This is a genomic window from Bacillus cereus group sp. MYBK15-3, from assembly GCF_051916765.1.
Lineage (GTDB): Bacteria > Bacillota > Bacilli > Bacillales > Bacillaceae_G > Bacillus_A > Bacillus_A cereus.
In genome coordinates this window covers 233,100-253,452 of sequence record NZ_JBQAHG010000001.1, presented here as the reverse complement: position 1 = coordinate 253,452, position 20,353 = coordinate 233,100, and the positions used below count along the sequence as shown (strand labels likewise).

Genomic DNA, 20,353 nt, shown 5'->3' with positions numbered 1-20,353 from the left:
AGTTGAAACATATTGTTTATTCACTTTAATATATTGAAGTAAAGGTACTTCAAGAACAAGTTTAAACGGACAAATTTTTCTTGAGTTTAGTGAGACACGTATTACGTGAAATGAAGGAGAGACTTCCATGTTTACATCTATTACATATTTACAATCAGGGAATGACAAGCAACAAAAAGTATATGATGTTTTGAACAAACTAAATATTATGGAGGGTTTAGCTTTATATAATCCCGTTCTTTGCGGGACAATCCCGATAAGAATTGATACTTCTCAATCTGACTTAGATATTGTAATGGAAGTATATAATTTTGATGTTTTTGAGCAGGAAATGAGATCTTTATATGGTTCTTATAGAGGGTTCAATATAAAAAAGAAAAAAATGAAAGGTACTGAATCGATAAAGGTGAATTTTGAATTCGAAGGTTTTGAATTTGAATTATTTGCTCAACCTAAGCCAGTGCGTAATCAAAATGCATATAGACATATGATAGTGGAACACATGTTATTAATGCAGCATCCCCATATAAGGGAAGAAGTTATTCACTTAAAGGAACAAGGTTTAAAAACAGAACCTGCTTTTGCTCAAGTATTAAATATTGACGGAGATCCTTATGAAGAACTTATTTTATTAGGGCAGGAAATGAAATTGTGGTAAATAAGATACATAAAAAAATCCTCCAAAAACAAAAGAGGATTTTTTTATGCTGTTAACTTCCGAATTAATTCACTGAGCAATTTAACCCCGTAAGTCATTTGTTCTGGAGAAGCATATCCATATGATAAACGAATGTACTGATCTGATTCTTCTTCATAAATACGTCCCGGGTTTAAAAGAATTCCTTTTGATAGTGCCTCTGAAAATAGTTTTTTCATCGGAATGTTATGTACAACCTTTAGCCATATAAAAACTCCACCACTAGGAATATCCCACGATGCAATATCTGCACAATATTTATTTAAAGCTCGTATCATTATTTGTCTTCGTTCTTTCAGGTGCATTCTTACGTTTGCTACATGCGCTTCATAAAAACCTTCATTTATCCATTCAGCAGCTACTCTTTGAGATAAAGAACTCGATCCATAGTCTGTTTGCATTTTTATATCTGACAACCTATCAATAACAGGCTCAGGTCCAATTATCCATCCAATTCTAACTCCAGGGCTAAGTGTTTTAGAGAGGCTACCAATATATAATACATGTCCATGTTTATCCATCGACTTTAAAGGAGCTGGAGGTGATTCATCAAGCCATAACTCTCGGTAAATATCATCCTCGATGATAGGCAATTGCTCTTTTTCACATATTTTTAATATTTCTTTTCTTCGCTCTTTGGACATCAATATCCCCGTTGGATTTTGAAAACAAGGGATTGAATATAAAATATTATTCTTTTGACTATATTTAATTCGTTTTAATAAGTCGTTAGGTAAAATACCGTGATAATCCATTGATATACCGGATAAATTTATATTTGCTGATTGAAAAACATGAAGTGAATATAAGTAAGAAGGTTGTTCAAGTAAAACAGTTGATTTTCTATGTAAAAGACCAATTGATATTAAATGTAATGCTTGGAGTGCACCAGACACTATTAATATAGAACCCGGTGATGCATGTATTCCAAATGATCTTACATATTTGCTTATTGCTTCACGTAACAGATAAAAACCTTTTTGTTCTTCGTATCCGAAATAATCTAATTCCTCACTGACGTTTTTTATTATAGATTGCATAGTTTCGAGCGGGAAGAGATGAGGTGCAAGTTCACCTTTACTAAGATGGATAAGCGTTTTATTTGCTTCTGCTTCATTTATTTCTCGCACCATTAACTTACTTGGTTTATGAATACCGGCCTTTACATATTCACTCCAATCAGGCGGGGGATTAGTTGCTAATAATGACCATGTATTATTTGTTACAATTGTTCCTGCTCCGATTTGTCCTTGAATTAAACCATCTGCCATAAGTTCATCTAGCGCAGTTATTACAGTACTTCGATTTACATGAAATAATTTTGCTAACTGCCGCTGACTAGGGATTTTACTTCCAATTGGCCATTCTCCGTTTTCAATTTTTTCTTTCATATAGTCTATTATCTGCCGATATTTGGGCACTTTTTTATCGTTTGTCATATAAAAAAACTCCCTCGTTTATTTAAAAGATTCAAAGTGGTTGGTTTTTCCGATAAATAACTGGTTGAAGACATTGTATCAACTATTAAATATGATGAAAAGAAATAATTGGTAATTTAAAAATGGTTGGTTTATTAGGGAGGGAGAGAAAACATGCATAATAAAAAATGGGATTTACGCATTATATGTGCTCACGCTTTTACAATTCTTATATGGGGAACTGCTTTTCCAGCAATTCGTATGGGGCTTGAATCTTATACGCCTGAACACCTTACTTTACTACGCTTATTAATCGCTTCATTTATACTTTTGTTATTTTCATTTATATACAAACTGCGACTACCGGATTTAAAGGATATCCCAGCATTTTTTATATTTGGTGCTTTAGGGTTTACTATTTATCACATCGCATTAAACTACGGCGAAAAAACAGTAAATGCTGGATCTGCAAGTTTAATAATTTCAGTCACTCCAATAGTGACGGCAATTCTTTCTTTTGTTTTTTTGAATGAAAAAATGAAATTAAATGGCTGGATCGGTGGTGTAATGAGTTTTGCAGGAATTGCCTTAATTTCATTTAGCCAAGGCGACGCTATTCAATTAAATAGCGGGGGATTATTTATATTATTAGCGGCGATTTCAGAAAGTCTATTTTTCGTTTTCCAAACATCTTACTTAAAAAAATACGACTTCTTACCATTTACCATATATACAATTTTGTCTAGTACTATATGTATGCTTATTTTCTTACCCGGAGTTTATCAAGAAATACTAGCAGCTCCTCTTGAAGTTAACTTGAGCGTTATATATTTAGGTGTCTTTCCAACAGTACTCCCGTATATTGCATTGGCCTATATTATATCTCGTGCTGGTGCTTCTGAAGCAACAAGTTCTCTATATTTAACGCCAATAACTGCGTGTTTCATTGCTTGGATATGGTTAGGAGAAGTGCCAACTTTAGTTTCGATAATTGGCGGAGTGATTACTATACTTGGAATTGTGATTGCTCATATACCAGTATTAAGAAAAGAAAAACATGGGAATTTAGCAAATAATCAATCCGTATAATGTAATTCAATAATGACTTTAAGATACTTTTTTATATAGTTTCTTTCTTATGTTGATAAATATAATATTTTGTATTTCAGTTAAATATTGTATGTTACATTTTATGTAGTAAGCATTTTAAAAGGAGCTGACAACATAATGAATGGAAAAAGAAAAATTTTCACATGTATTTCTATTGTAGGAATCGGACTAGCTAGTTTTTCTAATTCTAGTTTCGCAGCAAGTGTAACGGACAATTCAGTACAAAATTCTATTCCCGTAGTTAATCAACAAGTAGCTGCTGCAAAGGAAATGAAACCATTTCCGCAGCAAGTTAATTATGCAGGTGTTATAAAACCGAATCATGTTACACAGGAAAGTTTAAATGCTTCTGTAAGAAGTTACTACGATAATTGGAAAAAGAAATATTTGAAAAATGATTTATCTTCTTTACCTGGTGGTTATTATGTAAAAGGAGAGATTACAGGTGATGCTGATGGGTTTAAGCCACTTGGAACTTCAGAAGGTCAAGGGTATGGGATGATAATTACAGTATTAATGGCTGGTTATGATTCGAATGCTCAAAAAATCTATGACGGTTTATTTAAAACAGCAAGAACTTTTAAAAGTTCTCAAAATCCTAATTTAATGGGATGGGTTGTCGCAGATAGTAAAAAAGCACAAGGTCATTTTGATTCTGCTACTGATGGAGATTTAGATATTGCGTATTCTCTTCTTCTTGCTCATAAGCAGTGGGGATCTAATGGAACAGTGAATTATTTGAAAGAAGCAAAAGACATGATTACAAAAGGTATTAAAGCTAGTAATGTTACAAATAATAACCGACTAAATTTAGGAGATTGGGATTCTAAAAGTTCACTTGATACGAGACCATCTGATTGGATGATGTCACACCTTAGAGCATTTTATGAATTTACAGGTGATAAAACTTGGCTTACTGTTATTAATAATTTGTACGATGTTTATACGCAATTTAGTAATAAGTACTCTCCAAATACAGGACTTATTTCAGATTTCGTTGTAAAAAACCCACCACAACCCGCACCTAAAGACTTCTTAGAGGAGTCAGAATATACAAATGCATATTATTACAATGCTAGTCGGGTACCATTGAGAATTGTAATGGACTATGCGATGTACGGCGAGAAAAGAAGTAAAGTCATTTCTGATAAAGTTTCTTCGTGGATTCAAAATAAAACGAATGGAAATCCTTCTAAAATTGTGGATGGTTATCAATTAAATGGATCTAATATTGGTAGTTATTCAACTGCTGTATTTGTTTCACCGTTTATTGCTGCAAGTATAACAAGTAGCAATAATCAAAAGTGGGTAAATAGCGGTTGGGATTGGATGAAGAATAAGAGAGAAAGTTATTTTAGTGATAGTTATAATTTATTAACTATGTTATTCATTACAGGAAATTGGTGGAAACCTGTACCTGATGATACAAAAATACAAAATCAAATAAATGATGCAATTTATGAAGGATACGATAATTAATTAAATTTGAGAATGGTTACTCAAGAAAGGAATTAGCATACGCTAGTTCCTTTTTAATATTTTGTAAAACATTATCCATTCTAAAATTTGCATAGATATACTTGCTTTTTTCATATACATAGTTACTAATGACTCGTTTTTTTCGTGAGAGGAGCGTATTTCTTGGAAAAAGTATTATTTTTCGGAGACCCAGGTATTGATGACTCATTTGCCATTATGTATGGCTTACTGCATCCCGAAATTGAAATTGTCGGTATTGTAACTGGATACGGAAATGTTGAGCATATACATGCTGCACATAATGCAGCGTATATTTTACAGTTAGCAAATAGACAAGACATTCCTGTCATTAGTGGTGCAACAAAACCACTTACAGAAGAAATTACTACGTACTACCCTGAAATTCACGGAGCAGAAGGATTAGGTACCATCCATGTTCCAGAAAGCGTATTATCTATTCCAATATACAATTTTGGCAGTATTGCTACGATTCTTATAAAGTACGGAAAAGATTTAACGATTGTTGATGTAGGAAGATCTACCTCGTTAGCAATTGCTTTTAATTTGTGGAATGATTTAATGCTAAATGTAAAAGGAATCTATTTCATGGGTGGTGTTTTTTTAGAAGTAGGAAACGTTACGCCGTTAGCAGAGGCAAATGTGTATGGAGATCCTATAGCAAGTAAAATTGTTTTCCATCAAGCAAAGAATTTATTAATATTCCCTTTAAATGTAACAAACAAAGCTGTGTTAACACCAAATGTGTTTGACTATATTCAAGCTAATTCAAAGAATCCATTCCATACGATAATGAAACCAATGTATGATTACTATTTTTCTGCATACCAAAAACTTAATCCATCTATCGAAGGGCCATTGCTTCATGATGTGGTTGCTATAAGTGGATTAGTAAATCCAAACTTTTTTGAATTTGTACATCGTACAGTGAATGTTGATACATACGGAGATACGAAAGGACAAACATTTGCTGATTTTCGCCTTAGCTCTATATCTGAAGGAGCCCGTATAGCTTTAGAAATAGATGCAGAAAAATTCATTCAAGATTTTATAAAAATTATGTTATAAGTTGTTGTCGAAAAAGGGAATTATTTCAATGCGTTGAATATAAACATACATCCTCTATATAAGGGAGCTTACAATATTGAATATCCAGTTAAAGGTTGTTACGAGAGAAAATTGGGAAGAAGCATTAAAACTACAAGTTAAAGAAAATCAGTTGAAATTTGTTCCATCCGTAGCAGTTTCGCTTGCTAAAGTATATATAAAACCAGATGGTGACAATGTAGAGTACATACCATTCGCTATATACCATGGTGACCTTATGGTTGGTTTTGTTATGCATGCTGTTGTAAGAGAGACATCGGATATGTATTGGATTAACGGATTTATTATTGATCAATCGCAGCAAGGTAATGGTTATGGAAAAGCAGCATTACAAGAAAGTATTAATATAATAAAAAATACTTTTAAATCGTGTAAAGAAATTAGATTAACAGTACATAAAGATAATCTCTCTGCAAAGAAATTATATGAACGATATGGTTTCATATCATTAGGACAAGAGTATGATGGTGAGCAAGTATATCGTTTATTTGTTTAACTATTAGGAAGTAAAGGTGTAAATGAAATATGCAATTTACTGAAGTGAAAATTGAAGTGTTCATTCCTGAAGAATATATTGAAACATTAAGGGATGAATTAAATAAAATTGGAGCATGTAAAACGGGCGAATATGCGAAGGGCAAGAATGTAAAGTTGAAATAAAGTGTAAACGAGAACTTGTAAAAGATGCTCTTGAAGTTATTAATGATATTCATCCGTATGAAACACCTATGATTTATATTATACCAATACTAAATGACTATTTTGAGCAACTATACATTGAATAACTAGGAGGGATTTCAATTGAAAAGTAAATTCCATCATATTGTACGAGCAGTCATGATAAAAGATGGGAAATTATTAGTTGCTGAATATATCGGCCATCATTATTTTTTACCTGGTGGCCATGTTGAAATTGGAGAATCAGTAGAGAATGCATTAATAAGAGAGTTAAGAGAAGAACTTGGAGTAAACTGTAGTATACAACAATTTTTAGGAGTCATAGAAAATCAATGGCAAGATAAAGAAGTGCTCCATCATGAAATTAATCACATTTTTGAAGTAGAGTCACAAGATTTACATACGGACTTAACACCGAAATCGAGCGAGTCTCATTTAGCATTTCACTGGATAGATTATAATAAAGAAGCCTTAAATCATTATGAAATCATGCCAATGCCTTTAGTGAAGGAATTACTAGAAAGAAAGTTAAGTGATGAACTACTAAATTGTTGGATTAGTAATTTTTAAATCACTTTATTTATAGTAAATACGTCCATCGAATAAATATAAAGAAAATAGGCTGAAAAACAAGGTACATCACCTAGTGTAAGTTCATATTTTGTTGATGTACGCATTTAGTCTATAGTCTTGTTTCTATTTTGTTTACAAAAATATATAAACTTTAACGTTTGGGCGAAATTTATATTTATAAATGGAGGGGTTCGTAATGAATCAGTTTCAACATGAATTACAAACATTAAACCTTAATGATTATCAAACTGGTAATGTTGTGTATTGGGATCAACAACAAAGCCAATATCCATATTATTACATCCAAGGCGATGCACGTCGTTGTGGCGGATGCGGAGGTTGTGGTGGACGCTGTGGCGGTTGCGGCGGTGGCAGATGTGGTGGTTGCGTAGGTTGTGCCGGATGTTTTGGTTGCTTTAATTGCTGGAACTGGTGGATTATTTAAATATAGTACATCATTAATATTTTATATGAAAGAAAGGTGTAAATACTGTTTATACTTTTCTTTCATGCTGTAATTTTGATGTGTATTAAGGGGGATTTATTTGTATACATATGATAAGTTGATTTCTTGGGTAGAGAATATAAAAGAAAAAAATCATAGTTCTGCTACAGCAATTTGTATTATAAAAAATAATAAAGTCGTATTAGAGCATTATAGCGGTTATCACTCAAATACATCGACTAATAAAAAAGTAACCGCATCTTCGCAGTTCAACGTTGCTTCTGCTAGAAAAAGTTATTTAGGATTAATGATAGCGTATGCGCTTTACGAGGGGAAAATAAACTCTATTGATGATGAAGCGATAAAATATTTTAAAGACTTTAATCCTGCATTGCTTGGTAAAACAACGATAAGACATTTAGTAACACATTCGCACGGATTAGAGGAAATGAATGACGGGACAATTTTTCGTGAATTTGAACCGGGACAAGCATGGGCATATAGAGATATTAATGTAAGAATGATGACACGTCTTATTTATCAGCTATATAACAAAAGTTTTCCTGAATTGTTAAAGGAGCGTGTTTTTAAGCCTGCTAATTTTCAAGAAACAGGTTGGAGAGTTCAGCGAGATGAAAATTTAGTTGACGTTGTTAATAATCCAAATGAAGACGCGACTAGTGAAATTGGTACGGTAGATGACGGTACTGAAAAAAATCTGTTTGTCTCAGCTAGAGAATTTGCTTATTGGGGCAATCTTCATTTAAATCAAGGTGTGATAAACGGTAAGCAAATTGTTCCAAAAGAAGTTATAAAAATCGCTACGAGTTTGCAGAGTCCAACATATGTAAATAAAGAACTACCACAAAATGGCTTGTTTTGGTTCGTTCAAAATGAACCTGCACAATTAAGCGAACTTGGTGAACGTGTTCCAAAAGGGTCATATCAAATATTAGGGATTACTGGACCGACTATTTTAGTAATACCTGAATATAATGTAGTTGTTGCAAAAATGTATAACAAAAGATATAACTACGGCGGTGATAATTACTTATATTATTTACGTGAATTTAGTAATTTAGTCGCTGATACATTTAGTAACGGTAATAGGGCATAATTACTCCTATAACAAAAAGGAGTGATTGTAAGTGAAAGATAAAGTGAACAAAAATAAAAAACAAAATATAAAAGGTGTAAATACAGAGCAAAATGCAATTTATAGCGATCCTAAAGATGCAGCTAATATGCAAACTGTACCGCAGCCGAAGGATTTTGATGAAATCGAATATTAATTTTTCATCCGACTATATGATGAATGAAAAATACGTCTTAAGTCTCATCACATATAAGAAATTATTTGATAACATATATACATAAGCATTCGAAAATGGCTTATCTTAACAAAGCTTTCTTTAGAAACATCTGATATAACCTGCAAAAGACACTTCTTTATGAAGTGTCTTTTTGTGTATATGAACTTAATTACCATTTTCCGTACAGTATCTTGCAATTTACGATGGATATACTAACTGTGAAAATCTATGTCAAGATAAAAGAAGGGGACAGTTAGTATGAAACAAACTTCTATAAATCCGTTACTAATTGTTCTAGGTACAATCATTGTTCAAATTGGCCTTGGAACAATTTATACATGGAGTTTATTTAATCAACCCCTTGTAAGTAAGTTTGGATGGAATCTTAATTCAGTAGCGATAACTTTCTCTATAACAAGTTTTTCTTTATCATTCTCAACTTTATTTGCAGCAAAATTGCAGAAAAAATTAGGACTTCGGAAACTTATTGCTACTGCAGGAATTGTTTTAGGACTCGGCTTAATACTTAGTTCACAAGTTTCTTCCTTACCACTATTATATTTATTAGCTGGTGTTGTTGTTGGTTATGCGGATGGAACAGCTTATATTACATCACTATCTAATTTAATTAAATGGTTTCCAAATCGGAAAGGGCTTATTTCAGGTATATCTGTATCAGCGTATGGAATGGGCAGCTTAATCTTTAGATATATAAACGGAAATCTTATCGATAACCTTGGTGTATCACAAGCATTCTTATATTGGGGTATTATCGTGTTACTTTTAGTGTTAATCGGATCGTTCTTCTTACGTGAGGCAATTGTAAGTAATGCTGTAACTGAAACATTGCACAATGACTATACTCCGCGTGAAATGATGCGAACGAAACAAGTATATCTGCTATTTTTTATGTTATTCACCTCGTGTATGGGTGGTTTGTATTTAATCAGTATGGTAAAAGATATCGGTGTACAACTCGTTGGCCTTAGCGCAGCAACCGCTGCAAACGCCGTTGCTATGATTGCAATTTTTAATACAGTAGGTAGAATTATTCTTGGGACGTTATCAGATAAAATCGGCCGAATGAAAATTGTCTCTGCAACGTTTATTATTATAGGATTGTCAGTCTTTACTTTAAGTTTTATTCCGCTAAATTACGGAATCTATTTTGCTTGTGTAGCAAGTGTCGCCTTTTGCTTCGGCGGTAATATAACTATATTCCCAGCTATTGTCGGAGATTTCTTTGGATTAAAAAACCATAGTACAAATTACGGGATTGTCTACCAAGGTTTCGGATTTGGTGCGCTTGCAGGATCATTTATTGGAGCGATACTCGGGGGATTTCAACCAACTTTCATTATAATCGGTGTTTTAAGTGTTATTTCCTTCATTATTTCAATATTAATCCGCCCACCAAATGTAGAAAAGAAAAAGGAACTAAAACATTTACATCGGAAAGTAGCTTAATTTTAAAAAGAGTCCTCATGTTAGGGCTCTTTTTTATTCCATTAACTTTGCTTCTTTACGAACTTATTAAAGACAGGACAATTTCATTATAAAATTGAATAGATAAGTAAAAAGGAGCGTGACACTTAAAATGAAAATAGTACAGCAGTGGGTACAAGAAGATAGTGATTACATAAGAGAGAAAGTAATTGAATACAATCAAAAATATCTTGCAGATGAAGAAAAAACACCTTCAGAAAAGGTTAGTTTCATAGTAAGAAATGAAAAAGAAGAAATAGTAGGTGGGGTAACAGCAATAACTTTTTGGCACCATGTACACGTTGACTTTCTATGGGTTTCTGAAGAATATAGGCATGAAGGTTACGGAAGCAAGTTAATAAAGCTTATTGAAGAATTTGCAATTGAAAAAGGGTGTAGGTTAATTAATTTAGATACTTTTAGTTTCCAAGCACCTGATTTTTATAAGAAACATGGATATAAAGTAATTGGAGTAAGTGAAGATCATCCGAAAGGACATAATCATTATTATTTAGAAAAACGGTTAAAAAGTATATAGAATTTGTTAACGTTAGTATTTGAAATACAAATGCAATAAGGGCGAGGTTATTATTAATTTCAGTATTAATTGAATCAATTTTTATACTAAAACTGCAAGAACGTACTTTGGATAATCTTCCTAAGGTACGTTCTTTTTTTATATCAGTAGCCTATTCTTATTAACTCCAACAATAGCGGTAAAGGCAAGACTTAACTAACTTATATATATTAAAAGGAGTTAATGGTAGAATGAATAGAAGGCAGAAAATTCCTTTTATTTAAAATAGAGGAGGTATATATGAAAAAAGTTAATGTTACATACGCGATTTTGTACGATAAAACTAATGAAAAGATCTTAATGGTAAAAAACAAAGGGGAAAATGGTTCTTATTATACATTACCAGGTGGCGCAGTTAAACTAGGAGAAACATTAGAAGAAGCAGTAATTCGAGAAGTAAAAGAAGAAACAGGGTTACATATAAACGTAAACGGGATTTGTTCTATCAGTGAAGCCTTTTTCGAGGAAAGAGATCATCATGCAATTTTCTTTAATTTTCTAGGCGAAATAATCGGCGGGGAGACATATATATCAAGGCCAAAAGAAATCGAAGAGATTACTTGGATGGAATTACATATAGCAGCACCGTATTTACGCATACCAGAACATTTACTATATTTATTACAAAAGAAAGAAACAGTACCTTATTTTTTTAACGGAACAATCGTTCATCAATCTTCATAAAAATATTATTTCATGTAAGGCGGGGGAAACATGGAGTTTATCGTTAATCACAAACAATTCACTCAAGCACTTTCAGAAGTCAACAAAGCAATATCAACAAAATCTTTAATTCCTATATTATCTGGTATAAAAATAACTGCAGATCAATCTGGAATTACTTTAATTGCAAGTAACTCAAATATTTTTATTGAAAAATTCATTCCTGTTTCAATTGAAGACGAAAAGATTGCAACTATTTTAAAGGTAGGAACTATTGTTGTACCTGCAAAGTATTTCATTGAAATAATAAAGAAAATGCCAAGTGATATAGCAATAAAAAGTAAGAATGAGCAAATTATTAAGATACAATCAGAAGAAATCACATTAAGTTTAAATGGATTTCCTGCAGATGAGTTTCCGAATGTACCGCTTATAGACAATCATGCAGAAATCAAGGTAGAAACAGAGCAATTGATTGAAGTATTTAAACAAACAGTCTTTGCGGTAGCAAAAAATGAGTCTAGACCTGTTCTTACTGGGGTGCATATAGAGTTATCTAATAATAAGTTAATTTGCGCTGCAACTGACTCACATAGACTAGCGATACGCGAAACATTACTTTCCTCAGATGTAAAAGCAAATTGTATTGTACCAAGCGCAACCATTAGTGAACTTCTAAAATTAATGAACAGCAATTCGGAATTCGTATATATCTACCTTTCAGAGAGTCATATTATATTTACGATCGGAACAACTACATTATATTCAAGACTAATTGAAGGGAAATATCCTAATATTTCTAACCTTATTCCAAATGATTTTAAAACGATTATTAACGTAGATAGAAAAAAGATATTACAAGGTGTAGACCGATCAAGTTTATTAGCAAGTGAATGGGCTAATAACAATGTTAACTTAGAAATCATAAACGAATCCACAATTAAAATTTCTTCAAACGCTTCTCAAATTGGGAAAATATCTGAAACGCAACAAATAGATGCGATTCAAGGTGAAAAACAATTAAATATATCTTTCGATGGGCGTTTTATGGTTGATGCTTTAAGAGCAATAAAAGAAGAAACGATTACTTTAAGTTTTGGAGGTTCTATGCGACCGATATTGATTGAAGCAGGAGAGCAATCTGCAGCAGTACATCTTATATCGCCAGTAAGAGCTTATTAGGAATAGAGAAAGGGATTTCATTATGTGCAAGCAGACTGTTGTTTTATGAAATCATAAATTAATACATTATAAGAATGATGTATTAGTAAAGCAAACAGTTTACTAATTCCTACATAATATAATTCATAGACAAAGCAGAAATGGTAATCTGAAATACAAAGCAAAATAATAATAACCTGAATATAAAAGCCATAGATTAATAGATATGGGGTGAGTACGATGAAGAAAATAATTGTTTTACTCATGGGTATAGTTTTAATTATTTTTGCTTTTTATCAATACAACAAAAAAGACTATGCAGCTAAAAGTACTAACTTGTATGTAGAAAACTTTAAAGGGGAAAATGATTCAATAAAAATACAATCTGCTATTAATAAAGCAGAGTCTAGTAAAATTAAAACTGTATTGCTTGATGATAAAAAGTATAAAATTACGTCACCAATCATTGTTAAAAAAGGTGTGAAATTATTATTTGGTTACGGATCCCAATTTGTAGTTGAGGGAAACTTTAGAGTTTTAGAACTAGAGAAAAACGCATCCATTGAAGGAGCGTATATAGCTATTGACGATCCTAAATTTAACTCTGAAGTTATTTATTTAGACGGTAAAAATAAATATTATAACACTTGGAACAAAACACAAATAAAAGATATAAATATTATCAATTGGACGGAAACGAATAAAGGTACCGGAATTTCTTTATACTCTGCTGGAAAAGAAAATGAAATTTCGTTTGTTAACTTCGAAAATATTAAAGTTGTAGGAATGGAAACTGGACTGAAATTAGTAGCGAAAAAACCGAGCACCGGACAAGCTTGGATAAATGCCAATCGTTTTATGAACTTTTCTTTAGAAGACTGTGTAAATATGATTTATATGGATAGTCAAGTAACTACACCAAATGAAATTAGTGGGAATCAATTTACAAACCTTCAAATACAGCCTTCAAATAAAACAAAAAGCATTATACAGGTAAGTGGTCAACATAATGAATTTCATGGGATGGTGTGGGATTTAAATAAAATAAAACATGAAAACGAACTCATTGAACTGACTGATAAGAGTATGAATACAGTGGTTGAAATGTCCAGTGTACCAGCAAATAGAGTATTAGATAGTGGGAGATCCAATATAGTGAAATAAGTTTAAATACAGAAAAAAGAGCGAATTCTTTATAAGAGGATTCGTTCTTTTTATATTTTAAAATTAAATTTCCTTCCACCAAGCGGATAAAGGATAGTCTGTAGATTTTAACGTAATAGATTCGCCAATTTGTGGCGTTGTAATTTTAACTCCTAAACGGTTAGCTTCTTTCGTAACACGTTCTATCGGGTCACTCCATTCATGTAATGCTAACGTAAAAGCACCCCAATGAATCGGAAGAAGTAATTCTCCTTTAACATCAATATGAGCTTGTACCGTTTCTTCAGGCAACATATGAATAGCAGACCACCTCGGATCATATTGCCCGCATTCCATTAATGTAAGATCGAATGGACCGTATTTATCACCAATTTCCTTAAAGTGAGGGGCATAACCGCTATCACCACTAAAGAAAATTTTAGTCTCTTGACCAAGAATAAGCCATGAACACCAAAATGAACGATCTCTATCTGTCATACCACGTCCAGAGAAATGCCTTGCAGGCGCACATACTAACTTAATATTATCAAACGTAATTTCGTCCCACCAATTATGCTCACTAATTTTACTAGGTGAAACACCCCATTTAATAAGATATTGTGCAACTCCAGTTGGAACATAAAAGTGTTTTGCGCGATTTTTTAACTGCATAATACTTTTGTAATTCAAATGATCATAGTGATTATGAGAAATGATAATCGCATCAATTTCTTGAAGGTCATCACGTTCTAAAGAAAAAGCACCACTATAACGCTTACTATTAAACAAGGGAAATGGGGAAGAGGCATCTCCAAACATCGGGTCTAATAACAGTTTTTTACCTTCTATTTTCAAAAGAGAAGCAGAATGGCCAAACCATGTAACACTCTCTAACGCTTCATTATCTTTATTTGATAAAACAACAGGCAAATCCTTTATAGGACGCAGCTTTGATTTTATTTTAAAGTAATCCGTCATTAAACTTATAATATCTTTCGGTTTAAAACTCATATCAGTATGAATTTGATTTGTATATTTCTTATTCATTCGTTCTCCTTTTTACGATTAACAATTTACGTATGTTGTTATTGTAGCTATTTGTAGTTTAAACTATATTATTTTACCTTTCATCTAAAATGCCTTCTATTTCATAAATCCGTCAAATTCATTATTTGTATCTATAAAGTACAAATCGCATAGCAGCAGCTAAGACAAATATTAAGTACATGTAAATTGTTTTTATTTAGTAAATTCCTTCTTATACGCAACAAAGAACATATGTTTCATTGTATGTTATAGAAGAAAATATGTCTCTAATAAAAGAAAGGAAGGAGAGGATGTAAGTGCACATAGAGCGAAAAAAGAAATCAAAATGTAAACTATCAAAATCTGAAATCATGCATTTGTATACTGAAGGGAAGAGCACCTCAGAAATCGCTATGCTTGCTAATGTGTCTGCAAGGTATATTCGTATGGTTTTATCAGACAGCAACGTCCCAAGGCGCGCTATAGGGAGTTGGAAGAGAAAGTATGACATAAAAGAAAATTATTTTAAAACTTGGTCAAATAATATGGCTTATATTTTAGGATTTATAGCAGCTGACGGCGTTATACAAAAAGAAAATCAATGCGTCAGTATATCACAAAAAGAAAGTTATATTTTAGAAGATATAAAAAAAGAATTAAACACCAACCAGCCACTTTATCAAAACAAAAAAACAGACGTATATATGCTAAACATTAATAGCAAAACAATAAAAGACGACCTTATGAACATACATGGAATCATGCCATGTAAATCATTAAATATTAAATTTCCATTCGTGCCTGAAGAATATTTACATCATTTTGTTCGTGGATATTTTGATGGGGATGGTTACGTCAAGTATGAAACGTATACAGTAAGCTTTGTAGGAGGATCATATAGCTTTATGAATTCTTTAAATCAGGTACTACAAAATCACAATTTACCAGCCGATTTACTAAATCAAAATAAACATTATCGCGTCATTTTAACCGGGAGAAAATCAATACAACTATTTTCAAATTGGATTTATAAAGACAAAGATATTTATTTGCATAGAAAATATGAAGAATTTCAGAAAGAAAGTCTAAGTCTAGATCAATTAAAAGATCGAAACCTAAAAAGAACCCAATCTGCTGTTAAGCAGAGAAAACAAAATTTCCTTAAGGAATATATGAAAAATAAATGTATCGCTAAAACTTGTTCAATTTTAGAAATAAAGGAACCAACTTTTAAAAGTTGGTTAAAAAATGATAATCAATTTAAAAAAGACTATGAAAGAATTCATTCATTATAAAAATACAAAAAACCTTAGTATATCTATGCTAAGGTTTTTAATTTGAGATTATTAGAGGATACTTATTTTCGTTTATAGAAGTTAGTAAATACATAAATCTTACAATGAATTTACTAGTAAGGGAGGGGTTATGAAGTGTTTACTAATAATATTCCGGAGAATATATTACATACAGCTTATGAAGCTAAAATGATTTTCTCTGGAGATAATTCGCCATCTATAAAAATAAAAGGAACGAAACTTCAATATTTACTTGTAATGCTTCATCTTGGATCAGTAAAGATTTAGTCTTATTGTTTAATGAAAACGATAAATCTTTAAAAGAATACTTTGCCAGCAGCAGATACTCAAAAGAAATTACTTATGAAGAGTTTTTTATCTGGTGGTATCACTTTTTCTATACAAAAGTAACTGAAGAATTAATAAAACAAGGTGTAATTATAACAAGCACAAAAAAATCAAACGTACATAATCCATTAATAACTTTAAATTAAAGTGCTAATACACTTTTACAAATGTAGCAGCTAAATCGATAAATAATTATTAGTAAATAGAGGATAATCTGAAATCAAAACCTAACATTAAGAAAATGAAATGTTTAAAGGGGAGAAGAGCCTTGCAAAAGAAATTTATCAATCCAGAAACGATGCAACCAACTTTTGGATACTCGCATGTAGTCGAAGTTACAAACGCTAAACGAACAATTTACATATCTGGACAAGTAGCGATTAACACTGACGGTCAAATAGTTGGAATTGACGATTTAGCTACACAAAAGCGACAAGTATTCGAAAATATTAAAAGTGCATTGGAAACTTCGGAATTAAAATTTAATGATGTAGTCAAATTAACATTTTTCTTAACAGATATTTCTCAAATGGCCATTGTGAGAAATATTCGAGATCAATACATTGACACTAATAATCCACCAGCAAGTTCAGCTGTAGAAGTTAGAAAGTTAATTAACGATAACTTATTAATTGAAATCGAAGCAATCGCTGTAGCAAACTAGTTATAAAAAAATATTCGTCATCATAATACAATTCGTTTAAAATGAACAGATTAAACGAATTGTATTTTTATTATTTAAAATCTAATTTATATCCGAAAATATTATTATCAATAGCTAATAAAGCGAATAAATACATAACCAATCACACATTACTAATTCGGTGGAAAAGGGGATCATAATAAACACAACTGAAACTTAGTAAGTTTATTACTTTTTTACAGTTAACATAATATATATTATAGGCAGTTATAGAAACAAAGCAATATCAGGTATCAAAACCCAAGTAAACTATACTTAATGAGACGAAACAGAGATTTTTAGTGAGATTCACATGAAATCTTATCTAAACAAATTTCTTCAGTTTTTATCGTTTTTATTTGTTATAAATTCATCATAGCAAATCTTAATCAATAATCACTTAAGATTTAACGAATTAAAAACATTTTTGATTGGTAAGAAATTTTTATACAGAAAAATTATTTCTATACAAAATATAAATTAGTAATTTTATTTTATGTTTTACTTAATGAATTTATTGCTATTTGCACATGTTTTACAACTTTACATTATTTGTTGTTATTTCTGTTATTTAGGCTTGACTTTCATTACACTCATTGTTTTTATTCTAGTTAACATAACGCTTATTTTTAACATAAAAAAATCCTCCTCGCCTTCAGGAAGATTTTTTGTTTGCTATTATTTTATTTATATCCTCTAGTAACAATCCCAATTGTAAATGACATTGGAAAAATCTAGATTTAACAGCTCTTCCTTACGTATAAAGAAATTAGCAACCCCAGAATCGCCCCACATAATATTTAACGAATCGTCTGTATCGATTTGCAGCAATAATATGTCATGTTGCTGGTATTTTTCTTCCCATTCTCTCGGATCTGTCTGTGTGAAAAATGGATATCCACCAATTTTATGTCCTTGATCTTTACATAAATCATCATACAGTTCGCCTAATTCTGTATTATTTTCTTCATCAACAATTTCTTCCCAATCAATGTTATCACTAAAAATCATTTCAAATCGATAATCTCTTGGTGTTACTGGTTGATGTGCCAATTCAAACTTTAGTTTTGCTGCTTCGGGTATGATAAAATTCTCTAAATCTAAAGTGTTTAAAAAACTAAAATCAGTAATCACCTTAGTTAAATCCGCTGTGATTGTAGAATGATAAACAATTCGAAAGTCTTTTTGGCTTGTGGGATGATCAAAATCTGCTCCAAAAAGATCTTCTTCAGCACTTATGAAAAACTGTAACATTCCATGTTGAGGCATATGTTCAACGTTAGGTATTTCTTCAAGGTTTAACTGCGCAAGTAGCATCATAGGTTGTCCGTTTGAGTCTTTAGGATGCTCTTGATCTATAGGTAAATACGGATAACCACCAAACTTACTTTCAAAAAGCGTTGTTTCAGCTAATGTTCCAGACACTTTAACATACGGTTTCACACTTTCTTCTAAAATACTACGATACTGTTCTAGTTCTTTCGGAATTTGAAGTTGATACATATTCTTCACTACATTTGCCTCCCTTTAGTAATGAATTGAAAATGCCTAACTTAATTATACAGTAAGCGATAGCTTAATTGAAAATCGTTAAAAATCCATTTTCACCCTCATTTTTTGCGCGCTTGGTGGACAAAGTAAATTATGTTCTAAAACCTTTTTATTAATAGTTCGAATTAAGTCCGCTGCTTCTGCAGTATTTGTATTTTCTTTTAGTTTTTCTTTTAAATCATCAATTTCTTTTGAAAGCTCAATCCACCTAGGTAAAACATGATTATTTGCTAAAGTTCTATAAAGTTGCTTTTCAGGATTGTAAGAAAGATCTTTATCAAGATTAAGAGGTTTCCCTTTACCAGGTAAATTATCAAAAGCTCCTTTCTGTTCTGCTTGTTTAACGATAGAACTAATATGATCCTCATACGTATAAGACCAAACTTTCTCATCTTTTACTAAAATCTCTTGTTTTTTTAGTTTTTTATCTAGTTCTTCTTGATTCATAGATTCCCTCTCCTTTTTATTTTCTAATGTCGTTTTTGTAAATTCTAATGCCCTTAATCCATCGAATAGCTTTTCTCGCCACCATACGCTATCATGTCCGCCTTGAAACTCTTCGTAAGTGGGTTTGGCGTTTCATTTCTTCTAAAGCTTTATATAGCCGTCTATTAGCCGTTAAAAGAGGTTCGTTTTCGAGTTCACCTACTGCTATGTAAGAATGTAGATGAGTCGCATTAGAATATATTAATGAAATTTGATTTTCAATCCAAGGAATTGTATTTTCATAATTATCCTTTTTCCAATGTACGGATCCAGACAGTGACAACACATTTCCGAAAATATGTGGATTTTGAAGTGCTGCATAAAAAGCTGCTAAGCCACCAAGACTGAAACCAGCAATTGTTGTATGATTCTTTTCTTGATAAACGTGATACTTAGCTTGAATCCACGGAAGTAATTCCTTCGTTAAAAATGCATTCATTTTATCGTTATAAGTTAGCTCTTCTAATCGATCGACAGGATCTATAGCAACAGCAATACACGATGGGATTTCTTTTTCGTAAATTAAATAATTAAGTGTTTTTGTGATTGAAAGGTCATTAATGAATGAATTCCCATCAAATACAATGAGAAGTTCTTGAAGATGTGAAGTGTGAGAATAATCATGAGGCGTATAAATATGAATTTTGCGTGTGTTATTTAAAATCGAACTATAAAAAGAATATGTTTCAATCTTTCCGGATGGATAATCATTTGAAGGAAAACGACTGCTATATTGGTCTATTTCGTACTGTTCACTACGCTTTATCCAATCATTTTCGAAAACATCGTTTACTGAAAAATAGTACGTTGAAATAAAACTCTTATCCGTCCTAAACGTTACATACCAAATATCTGTCTGTAACAATCGTTGTAATTGATTTACAGACAAATCCCAACCAGGAAAACTACCGAATACATAAACGTTTTCAGTGTTTTGATCCCCTAACCATATATACGTTATAAGCTTATACTGATTATCTGCAGGGCATTGTTCTATTAGTGGCGTGTGATTTGACTTTATTTCATGCAAAAAAGTATAAAGAGCTTTTTCGTTTCCATTCTTTAATTGATTTTTAAGCTTCTCTAACTTAGGACTGA

The 20,353-nt window shown here is 31.7% G+C and carries 22 protein-coding genes and 2 pseudogenes; 19 read left to right on the top strand and 5 right to left on the bottom strand.

All coding sequences use genetic code 11. The features are described from left to right. The first annotated feature begins 127 nt into the window (after positions 1-127). On the top strand, positions 128-658 hold the full coding sequence (locus ACTFR8_RS01405; RefSeq protein ID WP_000495193.1) for a DUF4269 domain-containing protein: 531 nt from the start codon (positions 128-130) through the stop codon (positions 656-658). Positions 659-702: 44 nt separating this feature from the next. On the opposite strand, the gene norG is transcribed toward ACTFR8_RS01405, so the two are convergent. Continuing rightward, the gene (norG, locus tag ACTFR8_RS01400; RefSeq protein WP_144608031.1) at positions 703-2,136 is read right to left on the bottom strand and encodes an efflux pump transcription regulator NorG; all 1,434 of its coding nucleotides are present in this window, start codon (positions 2,134-2,136) and stop codon (positions 703-705) included. Between the two features lie 153 nt (positions 2,137-2,289). On the opposite strand from norG, the gene ACTFR8_RS01395 reads away from it, so the two are divergent. The 14 genes and pseudogenes from ACTFR8_RS01395 to ACTFR8_RS01330 all read left to right on the top strand — a co-directional run bounded on the left by ACTFR8_RS01395 (position 2,290) and on the right by ACTFR8_RS01330 (position 13,888). Beyond that, positions 2,290-3,204 (top strand): DMT family transporter, encoded by a 915-nt coding sequence (locus tag ACTFR8_RS01395; RefSeq protein ID WP_144608029.1) that lies wholly within the window; start codon positions 2,290-2,292, stop codon positions 3,202-3,204. A gap of 138 nt (positions 3,205-3,342) precedes the next feature. After that, complete coding sequence (locus tag ACTFR8_RS01390) at positions 3,343-4,704, top strand: glycosyl hydrolase family 8 (protein ID WP_001013596.1); 1,362 nt, start codon at positions 3,343-3,345, stop codon at positions 4,702-4,704. Positions 4,705-4,866: 162 nt separating this feature from the next. Further along, entirely contained in the window at positions 4,867-5,790 is a 924-nt protein-coding gene (locus tag ACTFR8_RS01385) for a nucleoside hydrolase (RefSeq protein ID WP_098299784.1), read from the top strand. A 76-nt stretch (positions 5,791-5,866) separates the two neighbouring features. Then, positions 5,867-6,325: a GNAT family N-acetyltransferase gene (locus ACTFR8_RS01380; protein WP_001025614.1), complete on the top strand. Its 459-nt coding sequence runs from the start codon at positions 5,867-5,869 to the stop codon at positions 6,323-6,325. Positions 6,326-6,354: 29 nt separating this feature from the next. After that, positions 6,355-6,614 (top strand): annotated as a pseudogene (gene cutA / locus ACTFR8_RS01375) (divalent cation tolerance protein CutA). 16 nt (positions 6,615-6,630) lie between these two features. Further along, a complete protein-coding gene (locus ACTFR8_RS01370; RefSeq protein ID WP_000836837.1) occupies positions 6,631-7,077 on the top strand; it encodes an NUDIX domain-containing protein in 447 nt (148 codons plus the stop codon). 199 nt (positions 7,078-7,276) lie between these two features. Then, a complete protein-coding gene (locus ACTFR8_RS01365; protein ID WP_001071345.1) occupies positions 7,277-7,525 on the top strand; it encodes a heterocycloanthracin/sonorensin family bacteriocin in 249 nt (82 codons plus the stop codon). Positions 7,526-7,625: 100 nt separating this feature from the next. Next, positions 7,626-8,642 carry a serine hydrolase domain-containing protein gene (locus ACTFR8_RS01360; RefSeq protein WP_000288900.1) on the top strand — a complete coding sequence of 339 codons (1,017 nt, stop codon included), beginning with the start codon at positions 7,626-7,628 and terminating at the stop codon, positions 8,640-8,642. 31 nt (positions 8,643-8,673) lie between these two features. After that, the gene (locus tag ACTFR8_RS01355; protein ID WP_070172649.1) at positions 8,674-8,817 is read left to right on the top strand and encodes a hypothetical protein; all 144 of its coding nucleotides are present in this window, start codon (positions 8,674-8,676) and stop codon (positions 8,815-8,817) included. A gap of 279 nt (positions 8,818-9,096) precedes the next feature. Further along, on the top strand, positions 9,097-10,305 hold the full coding sequence (locus tag ACTFR8_RS01350; RefSeq protein WP_000815136.1) for an L-lactate MFS transporter: 1,209 nt from the start codon (positions 9,097-9,099) through the stop codon (positions 10,303-10,305). Positions 10,306-10,435: 130 nt separating this feature from the next. Further along, complete coding sequence (locus ACTFR8_RS01345) at positions 10,436-10,861, top strand: GNAT family N-acetyltransferase (protein WP_000706906.1); 426 nt, start codon at positions 10,436-10,438, stop codon at positions 10,859-10,861. A 279-nt stretch (positions 10,862-11,140) separates the two neighbouring features. Further along, on the top strand, positions 11,141-11,584 hold the full coding sequence (locus ACTFR8_RS01340) for an NUDIX hydrolase (RefSeq protein ID WP_000757608.1): 444 nt from the start codon (positions 11,141-11,143) through the stop codon (positions 11,582-11,584). Between the two features lie 30 nt (positions 11,585-11,614). Beyond that, entirely contained in the window at positions 11,615-12,745 is a 1,131-nt protein-coding gene (gene dnaN / locus ACTFR8_RS01335; protein WP_000394480.1) for a DNA polymerase III subunit beta, read from the top strand. 219 nt (positions 12,746-12,964) lie between these two features. Continuing rightward, on the top strand, positions 12,965-13,888 hold the full coding sequence (locus ACTFR8_RS01330; protein WP_000721087.1) for a hypothetical protein: 924 nt from the start codon (positions 12,965-12,967) through the stop codon (positions 13,886-13,888). Positions 13,889-13,951: 63 nt separating this feature from the next. On the opposite strand, the gene ACTFR8_RS01325 is transcribed toward ACTFR8_RS01330, so the two are convergent. Next, entirely contained in the window at positions 13,952-14,914 is a 963-nt protein-coding gene (locus tag ACTFR8_RS01325) for an MBL fold metallo-hydrolase (protein WP_252210014.1), read from the bottom strand. A 296-nt stretch (positions 14,915-15,210) separates the two neighbouring features. On the opposite strand from ACTFR8_RS01325, the gene ACTFR8_RS01320 reads away from it, so the two are divergent. From ACTFR8_RS01320 to ACTFR8_RS01305, 4 genes and pseudogenes are all read left to right on the top strand, one after another. Further along, a complete protein-coding gene (locus ACTFR8_RS01320; RefSeq protein ID WP_000546832.1) occupies positions 15,211-16,188 on the top strand; it encodes an LAGLIDADG family homing endonuclease in 978 nt (325 codons plus the stop codon). A gap of 135 nt (positions 16,189-16,323) precedes the next feature. Then, the gene (locus ACTFR8_RS01315) at positions 16,324-16,476 is read left to right on the top strand and encodes a hypothetical protein (RefSeq protein ID WP_002005131.1); all 153 of its coding nucleotides are present in this window, start codon (positions 16,324-16,326) and stop codon (positions 16,474-16,476) included. Next, a pseudogene (locus ACTFR8_RS01310) lies at positions 16,461-16,668 on the top strand (hypothetical protein); the annotation flags it as partial. The gene ACTFR8_RS01315 and the pseudogene ACTFR8_RS01310, both read left to right, overlap by 16 nt. 136 nt (positions 16,669-16,804) lie before the next feature. Further along, positions 16,805-17,200: a RidA family protein gene (locus ACTFR8_RS01305; RefSeq protein WP_119781745.1), complete on the top strand. Its 396-nt coding sequence runs from the start codon at positions 16,805-16,807 to the stop codon at positions 17,198-17,200. Between the two features lie 714 nt (positions 17,201-17,914). Here the strand turns inward: ACTFR8_RS01305 and ACTFR8_RS01300 are convergent. From ACTFR8_RS01300 to ACTFR8_RS01290, 3 genes are all read right to left on the bottom strand, one after another. After that, entirely contained in the window at positions 17,915-18,730 is an 816-nt protein-coding gene (locus ACTFR8_RS01300; RefSeq protein ID WP_144608022.1) for a YwqG family protein, read from the bottom strand. A 78-nt stretch (positions 18,731-18,808) separates the two neighbouring features. Further along, the gene (locus tag ACTFR8_RS01295; RefSeq protein WP_001987779.1) at positions 18,809-19,216 is read right to left on the bottom strand and encodes a J-domain-containing protein; all 408 of its coding nucleotides are present in this window, start codon (positions 19,214-19,216) and stop codon (positions 18,809-18,811) included. A 91-nt stretch (positions 19,217-19,307) separates the two neighbouring features. Further along, complete coding sequence (locus ACTFR8_RS01290) at positions 19,308-20,285, bottom strand: alpha/beta hydrolase-fold protein (protein WP_081338728.1); 978 nt, start codon at positions 20,283-20,285, stop codon at positions 19,308-19,310. Positions 20,286-20,353: the final 68 nt, after the last annotated feature.